Raw genomic sequence first — 19,139 nt, 5'->3', positions numbered from 1 at the left:
ATGCTAAATCCTTAAGCAGAAAACGAAGAAAGTAAAGCTGAAGCAGAAAATAAATAAAGGGGAGGGAGAAGTAATGAGGGCAATAGTTACCTTAGCTATGGTCAAAGAATTGCGAAGTGTCACTGGTGCTGGCATTATGGCGTGTAAAAAAGCTCTGCAAACCACCAACGGTAATATAAAAGCTGCTATTCGAGAATTGCGTAAAGCGGGTGAGGCAACAGTAAGCAAGTTAGCTGGGAAAAAAACAGTAGAGGGGGTAATCGTTATTGCGGTAAGTGATGATAGTAAGAAAGGTTACATAGTGGAGATAAATTGTCAAACTGACTTTGTAGCACGTAATAAGGAATTTATAGCATTTGCTCAAAATGTAGCTGAACGCGGTTTGACAGAAAAAATTACCGACGTTGTTGCTACGCCTACTCTCTATCAGCCTAGTTTATCAACAACTCTGGAGAAAGCTAGACAAGAGCTTATTACTAAACTTGGAGAGAATATTCAAATTCGCCGTGTGAGATTATTATCTGTCGATAGCGGTATCATTGGTCATTATTCCCATGGAAGTCGGATTGGAGTTTTAGTAGCACTTAATTCCGACAAAGATAAATTAGCTCTAGCTAAAGATATTGCCATGCATATTGCCGCCTTTAATCCGCAAGCGATTCGGGCCAGTGACGTACCTATTGAAACAGTGGAAAAGGAAAAAGAAATCTTAATAGCACAAGCAAAAGAAAGCGGAAAGTCTAAAGATATTATTACTAAAATAATAGACGGTCGCTTGAATAAATTCTTAAAAGAAATAAGCCTGGAAGGGCAATCTTTTTTAAAAAATCCGGAAATTCTGGTAGGTAATTTATTAAAATCGGAAAAAGTAACTATTACAGCCTTTGTGCGTTTTAAAGTAGGTGAAAGTATCGAGCAAGATTCAGAAAATTTCGTTAATGAATTTCGCTAATACTAAAAAGGTAATCAATAAATACAGGGAAATCGTTAATGACGAATAGGATTCAGCAACCTCTTTATCGGAAAATACTCTTAAAGATGAGTGGTGAGGCACTTATGGGAAAAGGCACCTGCGCTATTGACTCTGCCGTTTTGAATCGTATGGCAAAAGACATCACTCAAGTCTATCAGCTGGGTGTACAGGTATCCATTGTTATCGGAGGAGGAAATTTTTTTCGTGGAGCTGCCTTACAAAAGGCGGGTATCAATCGTATAACAGGCGATTACATGGGCATGTTAGCAACTTTGATAAATGCATTAGCTCTACGAGATGCCTTTGAGCGATCCGATTTACCGGTCCGTATTTTATCTGCTATTCCTATGACAGGAGTAGCTAATGCCTTTCATCGGCGCAAAGCAATCCATCATTTGCAACAAGGGTGTGTCGTAATTTTTGCTGCTGGTACCGGAAATCCTCTGGTAACTACTGATTCGGCAGCGAGTTTAAGGGGGATTGAAATCGGTGCCGATGTAGTTTTAAAAGCTACCAATGTGGATGGTGTTTATTCAGAAGATCCAGAAAAAAACCCGAATGCAAAACTCTATAAGCATTTAACTTACCAAGAAGCTTTAGAAAAGGAATTAGCGATCATGGATCTCACCGCATTTTACCAATGTCGAGATCACAATATACCACTTCGAGTCTTTAATATTAATAAACCAGGAACTCTGCTTAAGGTAATTATAGGTACAGAAGAGGGGACCTTAGTGGATCGAGGTTAAACAGAACCAATTTTTTCTTTCTAGCAAATTTCTAATTTTCTTTTTTTTCTAATTTTTTCTTTCTAGTTAGGTAGTGAGAGGATTGAGTGAGAGTTTACTATGGTCAACGACGTTATCAAAGATAAAAAAGCGAGAATGGAAAAAAGCGTATTAGCTTTAAAAACCAAATTAGCGAAACTACGGGCTGGACATATACATCCAAGCTTTTTAGAACATGTTAAAGTAAGCTATTGTAACGTTGATACATCTCTTAATCAAATGGCAACAATTTCTATTGAAAGTCCTCGCGTGCTCAAAGTTACTCCTTGGGAAAAGGGTATGATGAGCCAGATTGAAAAGGCTATCCAAACCGCAGATTTGGGCTTAAATCCGTCCATATCGGGAACGGTAATTCGAGTTCCGTTGCCTCCTTTAACAGAAGAACGTCGAAAAGAGCTTTCTCGTGTGGTGCGTGACGAGGCTGAAAAAGCACGAGTGGCAATAAGAAATATTCGTCGGGAAATCAACAACGCCTTAAAGGAATTATTAAAAAACAAAGAAATTAGCAAAGACGAGGAAAGACAAATACAAATCAGCATTCAAAAGCTCACAAATGAACAAATCTCAGAAGTAGATAAAATTGCCTCTCAAAAGGAGGTGGACTTAATGGATATATGATAATGAGACTCATTTCAGTATGGCCTCTGAGAGGCGGGGAACATTCCTAAGCAAGAAAAGGTTTTTGAAGTGAGTTCAAATTCTTTGCCTCGCCATATTGCAATTGTGATGGACGGTAATGGCCGATGGGCCAAGTGCCGTGGGTTACCAAGAATAGCAGGCCACAAGGCAGGTGCTACAACTGTGCGAGAGGTAATTGAATATTCAAGCAAGAAAGGGATTGAAGTTTTAACCCTTTTTGCTTTTAGCTTGGAAAATTGGGCACGGCCTCAGTCGGAAGTTAATTTTTTAATGTCCTTATTTTTAGATTCTTTGGAACATAATACAGATGAACTCCACAAAAATAATATTTGTCTTAGAATTATTGGTGATCATCAAGCATTTGATAGAAAATTATTGGCGCAGATCCATGCCTCTCAGAGGCGTACGAAAAATAATATAGGTTTAAAATTAATTATTGCTTTAAATTACAGCGGTCGCTGGGACATTGTACAAGCCACCCAACGGTTAGGTGAAAAGATCCAGAATGGGGAAATAAATCCTGAATCAGTAACGACTAAATTATTTCAAGAATATTTATGTTTAAGTGATTTACCCGATCCAGACTTATTAATTCGTACCAGTGGTGAACAACGTTTAAGTAATTTTATGTTATGGCAAGCGGCTTATACGGAAATTTATTTCACCTCAACTTATTGGCCTGATTTTAATGCAAATACTCTTGAGAAAGCCTTAGCATTTTATCAAATACGTCAACGCCGTTTTGGATTAACACCAGAACAGGTTGAAGCACAATATGTTTAAGCACCGTGTGCTCACATTGTTGATCCTAATTCCTATTTTGCTCTTAGTAATTTGGTATTTACCTATGCCATGGTTTGGTTTTTTAATTGGCGCTATGATAGCCTGGGCTGCCTGGGAATGGTCAGCTCTAGCAGGAATAAAAAATTATTATCTTCGATGGCTTTATATGATTGCTATCTTATTAGCTCTAATAAGGATTTATTATTTTCCAATCTTTTGGGTATTAATTATATCTTGTGCTGTTTGGTTATGGATAGCAGCGGCCGTTATTTGTTATGCAAATGGGTTCCTTCCCTTAGGATTCCAGTATAAAACAACGAAAATTGTTATAAGCTTTTTTGTGTTAACGTCCTGCTGGATTGCGGGAGTTACGTTACGTGAAAGTATTGGTGGACCTGGTTGGTTGTTATTTGGTTTAATATTAATTTGGGCTATGGATATAGGGGCTTACACAATAGGTCAGTGGTGGGGTAAGCGAACGTTTATTACGCGCGTGAGTCCTAATAAAACATGGGAAGGAGTATGGGGTGGTACTTTTTTGACATTAGTGATCGCTGTTATTATTTCTCTCGTTTTTCGTCAATCCTTTTTTCGCTTGATATTAATAAACCTATTAGCTTTAGTTACAGCCATACTTGCAATTATCGGTGATTTATTCGAAAGTATGTTAAAACGACAAGCCGGAGTGAAAGATACGGGTCGATTACTTCCTGGCCATGGTGGTATCTTAGATCGCATTGATAGTATCCTTGCTGCACTTCCCATTTTTCTTCTAGGCTCTTTATTACTACTTGGATAAAGAGTAAGTAAGACGTATAAAGCGATAATGGGTTTATACTTTGTCTGGAAAACTCGGTATGCTTTTTAATGCGATTTTTAATGCTTGATTAAACCAAGGCGTAAAGTTTTGAGGATTTCTATTAAATTCTTCCTTTAAATCAAAAATATTAATCCAACGAATAGCACTAATTTCGTTTTTGTTACAGTACGTCTTTTCATTAGTTAAAAACCCAGTGAGAACATGATCGTATTCATTTTCGATTAAATTATTACCTACCTCAGCCGTGTAACGAAATTTTCCTGCTTTTTTTAAAGAAATTTTTAGTCCCATTTCTTCGAAAAGTCGTCTCTCACCAGCATCAATAATATTTTCTCCTGGTCGTGGGTGGCTACAACAGGTATTTGTCCATAGCCCACCGCTATGATATTTATCAGGATGTCTTTTTTGAAGAAGTAATTGCCATTCATTTTTTCGCCAAGAAAAAGTAAAAACTGAAAAAGCGCGATGTAATTTGCCTTCATAATGAGCTTTTATTTTTTCTTCACTTCCTAACACTTGGTCTTTTTCATCAACGAGTATGACTTTTTGGACAACAGTATCTTTAAGAGGTGTAATGACTTCGAGCCTAGGAAAGTGTTGCATTACTTTTTCATTGTCCCTCTTTAAAAATAATAATTTAATATTTGCTCCTGCATCTTGGGTAAAATAAATTTCTAACCCCCCTTCCCGAAGCATCCATATTTTTTGGATAATTTGGATAGTTTTAGGAGAAGAGTACATCAAAGGTGGCCATGCAGCTAGCATTGTAGCATGCATTGCCAATGCATTAGATTCAGCAATCCGTCCTAAGAGAGAGAAGTTTTTTTGGGTGATTGCTTCCTTTAAATAAAGAAGGTCGTCATTCGCCTTTTGAGGCCATGCACTATAAAGTGCGGAAGTGGCTACAGTACGTTGCATTCCTTCGCGTGAACTGATTGTTTTTTTTTGAGGACTTATAATGTAAACTCCCATGCACAATTCTAACCAATTTTCATTTAATGGTTCTGCATAACTGTCCATTCCATCGGGATCAGTTCCGCGATGCCATTGCACAAACCCATCAAAGATCGAACGGCATGCACTCCCACTTCCTAGCCTGGCGAGAATCGATAAGATTTTCCCGTCTAATTGCCATCCAAAAAGATCATTCATTGCTTTTACAACAGCAGCATAACCACAGGCAGATGAAGCAAGACCAACAGCAATAGGAACATTAAAATCGAGTTGTAAGTGAAAAGCTTTAATGTCAAGAAACGTAAATTTATTTAAAAAAGCCAGTAATGGTTGAGCATAGCCACTTTCTGAATTTAATAAATTTTTATTAATAATTAATTCGTGATTCTGATGTGGTGAAGGCAAAATTTTAGCATTGGCACCCTTATTACCCAAGGATATGGATAAGCTTGAAGTGACAGGTAAGTTGAGCTCTAAATTACGCTTACCCCAATACTTGCATAGAGCGATATTCGAGGGTGCAAAAGCCTGTCCAAAAGATTTAATGGGTGTTTTATTTTTTTGAGAGAGTAATTTTTGGAAAACTGCATTGTGCTTCATTAAAACTTGCTCCCTCAGAAGTAATGGCAAGTGGAATTTGCTTAACCCCAAGCTTTTTTTCTTCTTCATTGCGTGGAAAAAAATTCGGCATAAGTTTTCCTACACCAACGATGCAATCACCTAAGCCAGAGCCCGATATTTTAGCACCTAAAATATGGGGTTGTTCACGTAAGCCTTGGATTAAATTTTCTAAAAGCACATTACTAACCCCCATAATTTTCATGAGTTCTTGACCCAAATTGAATAGATTACCTAGAGAAGTCCAATCATAGGTATTAATAGCTTTGATTGCTTTTATTGAGAGTTTATTCATCTGTTCATCTATCTTTTGGTAATTAATTGGATATTGTTTGCGTCGATTATTAACAATGTTGATCGCGCGATCAGTGGTAAATTTACTTCCCGAGTAGACTACTACTAAAGGTGGCATTTCTCTCAAAAATGTGATAGAAAGAGGTGAATTATTAAAGGCGATCACTCCACCGAAAATACTTGCTGCGCAATCAGCGCCTGATCCTCCACCTTGCACTCGGTGAATTACCTTAGAAGCTTCTTGCCAGAGATTTGACTTGTTTGACGATTTTTTGCACCAACTATTTAATGCTATTAATAATGCCACAGTTACTGCTGATGAGCTTCCTAATCCGAGAGAAGAAGGTAATAGATCAGAGTTAATTTCAATATTACATCCAGAAGGAGGTTTTGTGAGAGCTAATGTTGCTAGCACAAACTCAAATGGTGCTTGTAAAGTAATCTGATGGCGATTAATACTTAATGTGCCTAAAGAAGAATCAATAAAAATCTGATCATCACTGCGAGGGCTAAGAGTTACGAAAATAAATTTATCGATAGCAGCCACTAATGCTGTCTTACCATGTAACACAGCATATTCGCCGAGCAGCATTAAACTGCCGGAAGCTTTTGCTTTATACAATGCGAGTTCCCTGATTATCAATTTGAATAGGGATAATAGAATAGCCATACTGCTTAGCGAGATTATTAATTGGGTTATCAGAAATAACCAAAACAGCGCCACCTTTATCTCCCTGCACGCTCCCTGCGCCGCAAATTTTTGCAGCACCACCAAGTTTTTCTACATCAACAATAAAACAATCTATTTTATCGGGTACAACACCAATAATTTTTAATAATCGGTGGTTTTGTTGAATGCAGCTTTTTACATTTTCAAAGTTACGATTTTGTAACGCTTGATCAAGTTCGTTAGTGAGCTCTGAAAAATCTTTACCAATATGACTTTTCTTGAAGTAAGAAGATGCTTTTGAAATGCATTCACCAGTATTACTCTGTGGTTGTCCTGTTTGCACTAATTGCATTGGAAAATCTGGAATCGGACGTTTTTTAAATTGACCTTTTTCATAACGCAAACATCCACCATGATAAACAGTATGGACATCTAAACCGCTAGAGCAACCATGCTGCAAATTTTCTGATTCCATCCCTAATTTGAGGTAATCTTCCAAATTGAGATTTATATCTAGAAAGTGTGTGAGTGCATAAATTAAGCTTACTACGCTGGCAGCCGAAGATCCTATTCCACAACCAATGGGAATATTAGAACCGGTAATAATATTAATACCCATTGGTAATTTGCTTTTTAAAAGATCTAGTACATTAATAAATGTGAAAAGCGAAAGTTCAAAGGGTTTTTTTAAAACTTCTCTAATACTTAAATTACCTAGACAGTATCCTTGATATTGATTTTTAATTTTTCTTTTAAATTTACGAAGTGTTTGCAGTGTAACCTCTCGCCTAAAATTAAGATCCATGAAGTGGAAGGAAAAATGTAGCGATAGCATCATCCAACGAACAGTAGCTTGTGTATAGCGATTGATGGCCACTGCTAGTGCCGGATGCCCGTAAACTACAGCATGTTCACCTGATAAGATCAATTTTCCAGGAGCCTGTGTTTTCAAGCAACCTTTTTTCATCGGCCCGCCCAGTTCTTAGAAATTTGCTAGCACTTAATTTCCAGATTGATCAGTACTATAGCTCCTACGCTCAAATTTTTCGTACGCCCACATAAGTTTGCCTGAATTCGTGTGTGGTATAAGTAAAGACAATTTTCCATACTATACAGTAGGGACAATAATAATGGTCAATCTATTGTACACTATCCAAACAGCCTAAAAGGCACAAATGATTCTTAGCAAACTCGTGATGCTTTCCGCCCCCCCCTAGAATTCTAACAATAACATTGGGTAATACGACAGAAAAACAGAGATCACTATTGTATACCTTTCTCAGCGTGAGTAAATCTTTTGGATCTTTCGACAATACTAGCAAAATTCTGAAGGTATAATAAGTTAATAGCATACAACAAAATTAGAAAAGTACGCGTTTTCTGTACCCAAACCATCTGAAACAATGAAGCCTAGCAAATCCTTTTTAATATGGAAGATTATATCAAGTGTTTCGGAATCGTTTTTAAGTGCTCCTGGCAATCAGCGTGAAGAATAACATATCAGCGATAACGTACTTTCCTCAGCTTAATAGGCTGTTGACAGCAGATATTTTTTGTCTACGCAAATAATGTTATCTGAAATAAGGACATATTTGGGGTTCGGATAGTTTTTAATAGCCAATTAATTACTGAATCAGCTAGAGGTGGTAAGTTCTTTTCGGATTTTGAAGGTGGAGATTGATTAATCGAAAAGTGCAGCTGTTGTTCGAGTTAACACAATTATTGAATAAACTTCTAAAGGTAAAGTAAAATAGATAGTACGCACTGGTAAAAGGCGATTAAAGAGTGTCAGTACTAATAATATTAAAGGATATTGTCTAGGTAGTATTTTTTCTAAGTATTCTCAATTCTTGATAATGATTTGGATTACGGCTGATGCCAAAGCGTAAATGTGAAGATAAGCTGTAAGAAGTCTATTTTTCCACAGAAAGATTCGGTTGGAAAAGAAGGTAGAAAAAGTAAAAGTCCTCTTCAATTTCCCATTTTTCCAAATGAGATTAAATTGATTGGGATACAGTGAGTGTGAGAGGAAACAAGTTTTTATTTGATAATTCAGATCATTTTGAGTTTCTTCTCTCTTAGCTATAGATAATCATAAATCAGGTGTTATAATGTTTCTTATGTTTAATCTAAGGATTTATGGCGCAGCTGAATATAGCGAATTATCAATAGATCTTAGGTAAAGATGAGGAATAATTAATAAAATAGCCATATTATCATGAGATTACATAAACTGTTCTTATTTTTCATTGGACTAATTGTTTTCTGGCTTCCCTTTAATTTAGCAGCTTATAGTTTTGTTGTGCATTTTATTCAAATTCGAGGTTTGCATGGAATTTTGGAGAGCACAGTACGCAGTTATTTTCCGATTCGTGAAGGGCAAAAATATACCTCCCAACGAGGTCAATCTGCTATTGTAGCACTCTATAAAACTGGATTTTTTGACAATATTCAGCTAAGTCACCACGGAAGGGTTCTCATTGTCATAGTAAAAGAACGTCCTGTAATAAGTTTAATTTGTCTTAATGGTAATAAAGCTATCGCTAGTAAAAAGTTGCAGACCATTTTAAATAAGTTAGGAATTATAGAAGGACAACATTTTGATCCTGTTAAATTAAAGCAAATTAAGCAGGGACTAGAACAACAATATGATGCAATGGGATATCACGCTGCTCACATATCCACTAATGTTATCAGAGAGTCTCGTAATCTCGTAGCGCTCCATATCAATATTAATGAGGGAAGGATTGCGAAAGTTCACTCGATTCAATTTGTTGGAAATCATGTGTTTAGTACGCATACTTTGCACAGCCAATTCAAATTAACGAATCCTAATTTATTTACATGGATGAGTCATGCTGACTACTATTCACAAATGAAATTAGAACAAGATTTAGAAAATCTTACCGCATTTTATTTAAACCATGGTTATTTAAATTTTCGAGTTATCTCCTATAAAATTCGATGGTCATCCGATAAGAAAAGCGTTTATATCATTGTCTTCATTAATGAAGGTCCAGTATATCGAGTCAGTGGTTATGAGATAAATGGTAAAAATTACAGTTTCACAGATCGACTTCGTAAATTAATTGCGTTAAAAACCGGTGATGTATTTTCTCGTCAAGTCGTTATTGATATTAATAAAAAAATTGTTGATTTTCTAGCAGATCAGGGCTACGCGTTTGCAAGAGTGATAATCATTCCAAAAATAGATGATCAAAGACATTTGGTTCATATAAATTTCAACATAATATCTGGCAAACGTGTTTATGTGCGACGAATTAATTTTCTTGGTAATCAGCGTACAGACCAGGAAGTATTGCGTCGAGAAATGCGTCAATATGAAGGAAGCATATACTCTTTATCAAAAATTGAAGAATCAAAACGACGCCTAGAATTACTAGGTTATTTGTCCGATGTTAATTACACTCTAAAATCTGTGCCCAACTTCTCTAATCAGGTGGATTTGTATTATTACGTGAAAGAAATTGCAGCAGGACGAGTTAGCATTCAAGGTGGTTATTCAGATGTCTATGGATTTTTATATGGTGCTACTATGTTAGAACCCAATTTTATGGGAACAGGTAAATACATTGCGATTGGACTTCAAAATAGTCAATACCAACAAAACTATTCCATTAGTTACAAGAACCCTTATTATACGACCTATGGGTTACAGCGAGGCTTTTTAATTTATTATTCTCGTATTAAACCGGATAAAAAGTTTAATCTTACGTCTTATTTAGAAGATGGTTATGGATCTGATGTAACCTATGGATATCCTATTTCAGAACGTAATTCGATTACGTTTGGTTGTGGTTTGGAACATATTACTATTAGTCAGATTGATATCGCTAACGCGGCACCGAGTATGCTTGCATTTTTAGGTACCACTAATGGTGTGCAGAATACTAGCGCTAACTATAACCAAGTTAGATTGACTGCCAGTTTGGTTTATAACGGATTTAACCGCACTATTTTCCCAACTAAAGGTCTTTATACAGGATTAGATCTTGAAGTAGGCGTTCCAATTTTTAAATCTAGTTTAAATTATTATTTAGTAACGTACATAGAAAAATATTATCAACCACTAGATCATGGGTTTATTTTAAATTTATTAGCAACCCTCGGTTATGGAGATGGATTTGGTCATGTTAGATTACCCTTTTTCAAAAATTTTTTTTCTGGAGGAATTGGATCTGTTCCTGCTTTCGCCCCAAATTCGTTAGGTCCAAAAAATCGTTATCCTCTTGGTAGAGATTTTGGCGCTATTGGTGGCAATTTAGAAACTATTTTTGGAGTGCACTTAATTTTACCGCAATTTTTTAGTCAAAAAATCCGTACTGCTGTCGCATTTGATACAGGAAACGTTTTTCAGGTACCTCGATTCCCAGGAGATATTGCGATTCCGGCTCATGGAGGACCTTCTGATCCTGAATCTAATACGCAACCGCAGATTATCCAAGACGATAAATTTTCCCTTAAAAATTTTCGGCCTTCATTAGGCCTTTCTATGGAATGGTACACTCCTTTTGCGCCAATCAATTTTACTTTGGCTTTCCCGCTGAATCGGCGGGCAGGGGATAATTTTCAGGCATTTCAATTTTCTTTAGGGATGAGCTTGTAAGTGCGAAGATGGATAGCTAAAGGTCTCCATTTTATTCCTAATTTTTATGTATGATCGATCTTGGTTTACACATAAACCTGAACTATAATGTGCGCTACTTATTTTTAAGGAGAACGTCACTATGAAACTTTTATTTGTAGTCACCTGTTTATCAGTGATCATGAGCTGGGCAGCGTCTGCTATTGGACAAACCATAGGAAAGGTGGATATGCGACAAATTTTTCAAGCCTCACCACAAATTAAAGCTATTAATATTCAGCTTGAAAAGGAGTTTTTACCGCAACGTGAAAGAATTATTAATTTAGATAAATACTTACGAGAGGATGTTAAAAAGTTGAAACGTAATGAAGTTGTAATGAGTAAAAAAGAAACTGAAGATTTACGTAACAGAATTCAAGAAGAACAAAAGGAATTTCAGCAGTCACAAGTAGAATTTCAGCAAAGGTTATATAAAGCACAGAATCAAGCTATTGGTAAATTTATAATAAAAATTTCAGGTGCTGTAAAAACAGTTGCTAAGAAGGAAAAAATAGATTTGGTTTTACCAAAAGATACGCTGCTTTATGCCAGAGATAGTAGAGATATAACCTTGGATGTAATTTCGGAATTAAATAGCCTTTAATTTTGTGACAAAATTTGAAATAACTTATACACTTAAAGAACTGGCAAATGCCATCGGTGCCAAAGTAAAGGGCGATGGAGATTGTGAAATTCATAATATTGCTTCAATTGCGCATGCTCAGATTGGAGAAATAAGTTTTCTGGCAGATCAAAAATATCAAAAATATTTAACTGAAACAAAAGCTTCGGCATTATTACTGGATAAGAAATTAGCAAAAAACTGTCCTGTTAATGCTCTTGTTATGCCGAATCCTAAGTTAGGACTTATCAAATTATTAACCTTGTTGCGACCTCAAGTGATGACAAAGTCAGGTATTCATCCAACGGCTGTTATTGGGAAGAATTGTCAAATTGATGCCAAGGTTCATATTGGAGCTTATGCAGTCATAGAAGATGATGTAGTGATTGGTTCTAGAACTGTTATTGGAGCCGGAACGATTGTTGGCCATGGAACTCAACTGGGAGCGGACTGTTGTTTGTATAGTCGAGTAACTTTATGTTCTCACACAATTGTGGATGATCGAAGTATTTTTCATAGTGGCGTGGTTATTGGTGCTGATGGATTTGGTTTAGCGCGAGATGAACAACATCGGTGGGTTAAAATTCCTCAGGTTGGACGAGTGATTATTGGTAACGATGTGGAAATTGGAGCCAATACCACAATTGATCGAGGAGCGCTCGAAGATACAGTGATTGGAAACGGCGTTAAATTGGATAATTTAATTATGATTGGCCATAACGTTCACATAGGTGAACATACAGCTATTGCTGGCTGTGCTGGAGTCGCTGGGAGCACTACTATCGGACGCTACTGTATGATTGGTGCAGGTGCAGGCCTTAATGGTCATATTGATATTTGCGACAACGTCATTATTACAGGGATGGGCATGATTCAAAAATCAATTACCAAGCCTGGAGTGTATTCGTCAGGAACAGGAATGCAGCCTGGTCGGGAATGGCGAAAAAGTGTGATTAGATTCTGGAAACTTGAAGAAATTGCAAAACGATTAAAACGATTAGAGAGGTTATACGATGCATATAATAGAAACCAGGGAGATTAAAAAATATATTCCCCATCGATATCCCTTTTTGTTGGTTGATCGAGTGATAGCGATGGAAAAACATAAGTCTTTGGTAGCAATTAAAAATATCACAGCCAATGAACCTTTCTTTATGGGACATTTTCCTGTTCGCCCAGTAATGCCAGGTGTTTTGATCATTGAGTCTCTAGCACAAGCAGCAGGAATTTTAATTGTTAAATCCTTAGATTTGCCTGAATATTATGAAGATATTTATTTTTTTGCTGGTGTTGATAATGCACGTTTTAAGCGCGTCGTCGAACCTGGCGACCAATTAATTTTAGAAGTTAGGGTATTGAAATCGGGCCGTTTGTGGAAATTTAAGGGAGAGGCAAAGGTCGAGGGTCAGCTTTCTTGTAAAGCTGAATTTATGACAATAAAGGACAAAAAGAGTGATTGATGAAAGAGCGCTTGTCCATTCTAGTACGAAAATTGGCTCAGATGTTACTATTGGTCCCTGGACTTTTATTAATAAGAATACCGTAATTGGAGACGGCACCCAAATTAGTTCTCATGTTATGATTGGTGAAAATACTACGATAGGAAAAAATAATAAAATTTATCCATATGCTTCTATTGGTTCTGATCCTCAACACATTCAGTATAAAGATCAGGAGACTCGACTAGAGATTGGAAATAGAAACGTCATTCGTGAATTTGTGACTATTAATCGTGGGACTTACGAAGGTCATGGTGTAACTTGTATTGGTGATAATAATTATTTGATGGCCTACTCACACGTGGCGCATGATTGTCGAGTGGGAAGTCATACTATTTTTGCTAATACAGCTTCTATTGCAGGGCATGTTGAAATTGGTGATCATGCGAATTTAGGTGCTTTTTCAGGAGTACATCAATTTTGCCGGATTGGTGCCTATTGTTTTCTAGGACGTGCGACAAAGGTTTACCAAGATATTTTGCCTTACATGCTTGTTACTGGAAATCCTGGAATTCCCACAGGATTGAACTCCGTCGGCTTAAGGCGCCATGGTTTTAGTTCTAAAACCATGCAGTCGTTGAAATTAGCGTATCGACTGATTTATCGTACTCGTCTCAAATTGGAAGATATTCAGATTAAACTCGAAAAATTAGCAATAGAAACTCCAGAGATTAATCTGTTGTTGATGATGATTAATGGCTCCGTTCGTAGACGTGGATTTGCACGTTATAGAAACAACGAGCAATTTTCGACATTCGATACCCTTTCTTAAATCAGATTTTCTTGATTTTAAGGACTAATATGATCAAAACCGAACTCGTGACATAATAGAGGGACTGAATAAATTTTCCCTATACTATAGAATATGAGTTATCTTGAACAGATTAACAAGACATAAGCTACTAAAATTGCCCAAATTACATGAAAAGAAGGGAAAGCATGCATCCTTTTCGCTGAATAACTTTGTTTTTATAGAAGATAGAATAAATAATACTAGAGAATCTATTAAGAACAGCAAGAATAATAAGGGAATAATTTATTGATAAAGTAAACTTACGTAAATGACTCTGAGAAATTGTGTTAAAGTCTGCCTATCGAGGATCGTTCTAAGAAAATTGATCAAATTAAATAGGGTAAATTGTCTAAGAGACTGTAATGTGCTCATTTGTTAGTAGAGTAAAATATCCGATCCATAAAATAAGTATATTTATATTTAAAGTGCCTTCTCTTTCAAGGAAAGCCTTAATTTAAAAGTCCAATGTTTTTTGATCATATATTCAGTATGTTCCATTTGGCAGAGCGGGCGACATTATTCATCCTAACAGGATTTAACCATTAATCAAATTCTTATATTCCTTGTTTATACTAGTATAGATTCATTTTCTTTTTTATCTTAAAGAAGAGAATGCTTATTAATTAATACTGCCAGAAGAGTTAGAGTATCGTTTTCATAAATCTTCTCTAATTGCTGATAATTATCTCTCCTCCACATTATTTAGGTGCAGCTTAACAAATTATCAGATTTTATCAATAAAAAATTACATAAGTTAACATGTTATAATTTTTAGTGCTAATTGTGCCGTCTTGAGGGATGCTCCACCATCGCCTAGCTTAGTTCGAAGCAGTTTTAACTTGTCTAAGCAAGATTGTCGATAAGAACAATCCTCTAATAATCGGCAAATTTCATTAGCAATAGCTTGAGGAGTAGCTTGATGCTGAATAAATTCAGATGTGATGCGCTCTTCGGCTATTAAATTGGAGAGTCCAATAAACGGGATTCGAATAAATCGTTTGCCTAACCAATAAGTAAGTGGATTTACTTTATAGACAATAACAAAAGGAATTTGATATAAAGCAATTTCTAATGTAACTGTTCCGGAGACAGCGATAGCTGCATCACATACGGACAGTATGTTATAAGTGTTATCTTTAACAATTTTAATATCTGGAAATAAAAAATTTTGAACATTTCGAGAAGAAACATTAGGTGCAAGCAGTAACACCAATTGAGCATTAGGGATGCGCCTTTTAATAAGGCGTGTAGCGGAAATTATAATAGGTAGCAGGCGAGTAATTTCTTGAGAACGACTTCCCGGAAATAAGCTAATGATGGGTGTTTTTTCTGATAAATCAAATTTTTGGTACACTTTTTCACGTGGCAAAGAGGGCACAGCAATGTCAATTAACGGATGTCCAACTAAACTTACGGAAATATTTTCTCGTTGATACAATTCTTCCTCGAAGGGAAATAAAACTGCCATATGATCCACATATTTTTTTATTTTTTTAATTCGGCCATATCGCCATGCCCAAATTTGCGGACTTACGTAATAAAGAACTTTAATTCCAGCCTTTTTAGCTTGCTTAGCCATATGCAAATTAAAGCCTGGATAGTCAATAAAAATTACTAAATCAGACCGATCAGTTTTAAAGCGATTTTTTAGAGAGCATCGAGCTGCAAGGATATTACCTAATTGAGAAATTATTTCTAATACTCCGACGACTGCAAGTTTTTCAGCCTCAATAAAAATATCAACTCCTGCCTCCCGCATTTTTTTTCCGCCCATACCAGCAAGTCTTAAGTGTGGATTAAGAGAACTCAGTGATTTCGCAAGGTGAGCACCAAGTAAATCACCGGAAGCTTCACCTGCGACGATTAGAATCTGTTTTGCATAGGTTTTCATTTTAAGAAATAGTGACCGAAGAAATTGGAAATTGTTCGTTAGTTCGTCGGACAATTAATAAGATTTCTAAGGCTGTCTCCAAAGCTCTTTTTCCTTCTTCTCCGGAAACTAAGGGAAGCTTTTTATACATAATAGCATCAAGAAACGCTAGTATTTGCTCAAGTAAAGCATCACCTTTTTTAAATTGTTTAACCTGGCAAGTGATTTCGGGAATACCAGGATATATTTCTTGAGTTCCTTTTCGAAAGATAGCAATTTTCTTATGATCAAGGTCAATAGCAATATAATTATCACGTTGGAAAATTCGTAATTTACGCTCGGTTTTTGGGCTCACACGACTGGCAGTTACATTAGCTACACATCCGTTACTAAATTCAATACGAGCATTAGCAATATCAATATAAGGGGATAAAATGGAAGCACCGTTCGCAGAGATATTGTGAATATCTGATTTAACAATAGTTTGGATAATGTCGATATCGTGAATCATCAAATCTAAAACCACATTGACATCGCTGCCTCGCAATTTAAAGGGAGCGAGACGCAGCGACTCAATAAATCTGGGATTAGAAATTTGAGATTCTATAGCTTTGACAGCGCTATTAAAACGTTCGAGATGACCGATTTGAAGGATAACGTTATTTTTCTGAGCAGCGGAAATCAAGTCATCAGCTTCTTTTAAAGAAGTAGCAATAGGCTTTTCCAGGAGAACATGAACGCCATTATCTAAAAAAAAACGCCCTATTCTATGATGAAGAGGAGTTGGAACAGCAATACTCACAGCATCCACAAGACCAAGGAGTACCTGATAATTGCTTATAGGTTTAACGTTTAATTCGTTGGCTTTCGAATAACATTTTTCAAAATCGATATCGCAAACAGCCACAAGCTCTGAATTCGGTAAAACAGCATACTTCTCCGCATGATATTTACCCAAATAGCCGACGCCAATTACAGCTGTTTTAATCTTCTTCATCGCTATTATTATACTTTAACGTCTTTTCCATTTTCTAAGAAACGTAATAGTGGCATTTTTTATTAAGCGAATCAATATATAAGACATTTTTGACTTAAATTTATTGATTTTTGAAAAAATAAATGCTAGTAAAAATATCATTACATTTTTGTAAGGTGATGTTATAGGCGCATCATTTATTTTTTCATATTGTGTCCTGAAATAGGTGGTTTTAAATCTGATTTCTAATCATATCCGGTTCTTAATTAACACTACTGATCATAGCCTTTATTAGAAGTTTTTACTTATTTTAATTGATTAAATGTAAAAGAAACCATTCTAGCTAGGGCGTTCTAGAAAGGTAAGTTATATCATTAAAAAATAAATTAATTATTTGCAAATTGTTTAGATGCATGACTCATAACTTCGTTGCCAATCTGTAGATCTTGACTAAAATCATGAATCGTATAATAACCTGACAAAAAGAGTAAAAAAGTGCTATAAAAAAACACTTTATAAAATAAATTCTTTTCTAGTTATCTTATGAGTTTAATCTTGCTATACTCATCTTTTATTGAAGTTCTAGCGTCAGCTAAAAATCTTCTTTCCATCGTAGGCGAGAGAAGAAAAATTTCTTTCTTTCTATTTTACGAAGAAAGAGCAAGATCCTTTTACGCAAATAAGAGAATTATGGCTAGTTAAAGCGGAATTATAAAAAATCCTAAAACAATAAAAAGAATGTTTTGTATAACTGATGAATTTTTTATTCGGCAGGCGCTTTTCTTAGCAAGTCAAGCTGAAAAAAACCAAGAGGTACCGGTCGGCGCGGTTTTAGTAAAAGATAATGAAATTATTGGGAAGGGATTTAATCATCCTATTGGATTGACAGATCCTACAGCCCATGCAGAAATGCTTTCAATCAGAGAGGCTGCTAAAAATCTTGGTAATTACCGATTAGTAGGAACGACTCTCTATGTCACTTTAGAACCCTGTTCGATGTGTCTTGGCGCTCTCATTCAAGCTAGAATTCAGCGTCTTGTTTTTGGTGCTTTTGATCCACGTGCTGGAGCTGTTAAAAGTGTTTTCCAACTATTGGATAACTCTTGGCTTAATCATCGTATTGTGTGGACAGGTGGAATTTTAGCAAATGAGTGCGCTTTTTTGCTAAAAAACTTTTTTCAAGCTCACCGTTAAAAATCAATAAGTTAATATTAATCGCTTCTTACTTTAGGAAAGATAAGACTTATTTCATTAAAATGAAAATCTTAGCCTTAATGAAAATCAAATTCTAGTAGCTAAAAGAAAGTAGAGTTAATCAAAAATCAGTATTTATAACGATATAAATTCATAGCTTGAAGTTTGTGTAATACAATAACGTTTTAAAATTCCCTGACCTGTCTTCTTAGATTAAGTATTGTTTATTTCATAAATTTCAATAAATATAATAAGAACAATTAATATTTTAACCGAAAAATGCTTTTGTTAATGATTAACCTCTATAAATTAAGCAAATGTTTATTTAAATCAATTGCCATCATAAGACTTTCCTAACTCACTAGGTTAACAATGATCCCGAGTAATAAAAATTTTATCGACTTCAAGATCCGATTCTTTAGGTGACATGACGATACATCGATGTGCTTTCTTATCTAGTTTCTTAGCAATAAATTCAGTAGTAAGAGGCGGATTTAAACTAAATCTTGCATCTTACTAGTTGTTGAATTAAAGCTTCATATACTGCTCGATCATTAAAAATAATAATAAGTGAGTGCAAATAATCTATTTTTAGAAATGTAGAAGAAGAGCAAAAAGCATCGACTTTTTAATTGGATAATCATCTTTTAGTAAGAGCTACTTTCTTAGTAATTCTTTTGGTTTTCTTAGAAAGAAAGTTTACGTCTTAGATTTATTAACGGTATTTAAATAACAGTCTAGATAAATCGAATAATTAAATTCGGATTAATGTCTTTCAATATAGCCCTTGATTCGATTTGAGCGTCCCCACTTAAACCGATCGTACTCACCGCCTATGTGCATTACATAATTTTTTCACGACTCATACATTATTTTTATCTTTCCAAAAGATTTATAAAAACAACGTGCTATAACTAACTGCATACCTCATATTTTTTGTAACTTGTATAGTTAAAATTTTTCCTTTTCAAAAGAAAAACTAGGATATAATGAGACGTTTT

At 35.6% G+C, this 19,139-nt stretch carries 16 protein-coding genes; 11 read left to right on the top strand and 5 right to left on the bottom strand.

Features of this window, described 5'->3' with window-relative positions:
• Positions 1-73: 73 nt before the first annotated feature.
• The 5 genes from tsf to ONG85_RS00310 all read left to right on the top strand — a co-directional run bounded on the left by tsf (position 74) and on the right by ONG85_RS00310 (position 3,982).
• Positions 74-952, top strand: a complete 879-nt coding sequence (gene tsf / locus ONG85_RS00330) for a translation elongation factor Ts (protein WP_264435605.1) — start codon at positions 74-76, stop codon at positions 950-952.
• Between the two features lie 38 nt (positions 953-990).
• Positions 991-1,722, top strand: coding sequence for a UMP kinase (gene pyrH / locus ONG85_RS00325; RefSeq protein ID WP_264435604.1), 732 nt, complete (start codon positions 991-993; stop codon positions 1,720-1,722).
• Between the two features lie 99 nt (positions 1,723-1,821).
• On the top strand, positions 1,822-2,379 hold the full coding sequence (frr, locus tag ONG85_RS00320; protein ID WP_264435603.1) for a ribosome recycling factor: 558 nt from the start codon (positions 1,822-1,824) through the stop codon (positions 2,377-2,379).
• 42 nt (positions 2,380-2,421) lie between these two features.
• The gene (locus ONG85_RS00315; RefSeq protein WP_264435851.1) at positions 2,422-3,183 is read left to right on the top strand and encodes an isoprenyl transferase; all 762 of its coding nucleotides are present in this window, start codon (positions 2,422-2,424) and stop codon (positions 3,181-3,183) included.
• On the top strand, positions 3,176-3,982 hold the full coding sequence (locus ONG85_RS00310; RefSeq protein WP_264435602.1) for a phosphatidate cytidylyltransferase: 807 nt from the start codon (positions 3,176-3,178) through the stop codon (positions 3,980-3,982). The genes ONG85_RS00315 and ONG85_RS00310 overlap by 8 nt, the downstream gene beginning before the upstream one ends.
• Positions 3,983-4,015: 33 nt before the next feature.
• On the opposite strand, the gene mvaD is transcribed toward ONG85_RS00310, so the two are convergent.
• The 3 genes from mvaD to mvk are packed head-to-tail and all read right to left on the bottom strand — an operon-like array spanning position 4,016 to position 7,506.
• On the bottom strand, positions 4,016-5,557 hold the full coding sequence (mvaD, locus tag ONG85_RS00305) for a diphosphomevalonate decarboxylase (RefSeq protein ID WP_264435600.1): 1,542 nt from the start codon (positions 5,555-5,557) through the stop codon (positions 4,016-4,018).
• Positions 5,511-6,491 carry a mevalonate kinase family protein gene (locus tag ONG85_RS00300; protein ID WP_264435599.1) on the bottom strand — a complete coding sequence of 327 codons (981 nt, stop codon included), beginning with the start codon at positions 6,489-6,491 and terminating at the stop codon, positions 5,511-5,513. The genes mvaD and ONG85_RS00300 overlap by 47 nt, the downstream gene beginning before the upstream one ends.
• A complete protein-coding gene (gene mvk / locus ONG85_RS00295; protein ID WP_264435598.1) occupies positions 6,484-7,506 on the bottom strand; it encodes a mevalonate kinase in 1,023 nt (340 codons plus the stop codon). Before mvk ends, ONG85_RS00300 begins: the two co-directional genes overlap by 8 nt.
• Positions 7,507-8,757: 1,251 nt before the next feature.
• Between mvk and bamA the strand changes: the two genes are divergently transcribed.
• From bamA to lpxA, 5 genes are all read left to right on the top strand, one after another.
• Positions 8,758-11,166, top strand: coding sequence for an outer membrane protein assembly factor BamA (gene bamA / locus ONG85_RS00290; protein WP_264435597.1), 2,409 nt, complete (start codon positions 8,758-8,760; stop codon positions 11,164-11,166).
• 121 nt (positions 11,167-11,287) lie between these two features.
• Positions 11,288-11,788 (top strand): OmpH family outer membrane protein, encoded by a 501-nt coding sequence (locus tag ONG85_RS00285; protein ID WP_264435596.1) that lies wholly within the window; start codon positions 11,288-11,290, stop codon positions 11,786-11,788.
• A gap of 19 nt (positions 11,789-11,807) precedes the next feature.
• Positions 11,808-12,848: a UDP-3-O-(3-hydroxymyristoyl)glucosamine N-acyltransferase gene (gene lpxD / locus ONG85_RS00280; protein ID WP_406566718.1), complete on the top strand. Its 1,041-nt coding sequence runs from the start codon at positions 11,808-11,810 to the stop codon at positions 12,846-12,848.
• Complete coding sequence (gene fabZ, locus ONG85_RS00275; protein ID WP_264435594.1) at positions 12,820-13,266, top strand: 3-hydroxyacyl-ACP dehydratase FabZ; 447 nt, start codon at positions 12,820-12,822, stop codon at positions 13,264-13,266. The genes lpxD and fabZ overlap by 29 nt, the downstream gene beginning before the upstream one ends.
• Complete coding sequence (lpxA, locus tag ONG85_RS00270) at positions 13,259-14,077, top strand: acyl-ACP--UDP-N-acetylglucosamine O-acyltransferase (RefSeq protein WP_264435593.1); 819 nt, start codon at positions 13,259-13,261, stop codon at positions 14,075-14,077. Before fabZ ends, lpxA begins: the two co-directional genes overlap by 8 nt.
• 775 nt (positions 14,078-14,852) lie before the next feature.
• Here the strand turns inward: lpxA and lpxB are convergent.
• Both lpxB and ONG85_RS00260 read right to left on the bottom strand, forming a co-directional pair.
• Positions 14,853-15,989, bottom strand: a complete 1,137-nt coding sequence (lpxB, locus tag ONG85_RS00265; RefSeq protein WP_264435592.1) for a lipid-A-disaccharide synthase — start codon at positions 15,987-15,989, stop codon at positions 14,853-14,855.
• A 1-nt stretch (position 15,990) separates the two neighbouring features.
• Complete coding sequence (locus ONG85_RS00260; protein ID WP_264435591.1) at positions 15,991-16,965, bottom strand: Gfo/Idh/MocA family protein; 975 nt, start codon at positions 16,963-16,965, stop codon at positions 15,991-15,993.
• Between the two features lie 717 nt (positions 16,966-17,682).
• Between ONG85_RS00260 and tadA the strand changes: the two genes are divergently transcribed.
• Positions 17,683-18,138: a tRNA adenosine(34) deaminase TadA gene (tadA, locus tag ONG85_RS00255; RefSeq protein WP_264435590.1), complete on the top strand. Its 456-nt coding sequence runs from the start codon at positions 17,683-17,685 to the stop codon at positions 18,136-18,138.
• The last annotated feature ends 1,001 nt before the right edge of the window (positions 18,139-19,139 follow it).

The organism is Coxiella endosymbiont of Dermacentor marginatus (assembly GCF_907164955.1).
Classification (GTDB): Bacteria; Pseudomonadota; Gammaproteobacteria; order Coxiellales; family Coxiellaceae; genus Coxiella.
The sequence above is the reverse complement of the archived record's forward strand: the minus strand, read 5'-3'. Positions and strand labels throughout refer to the sequence as shown.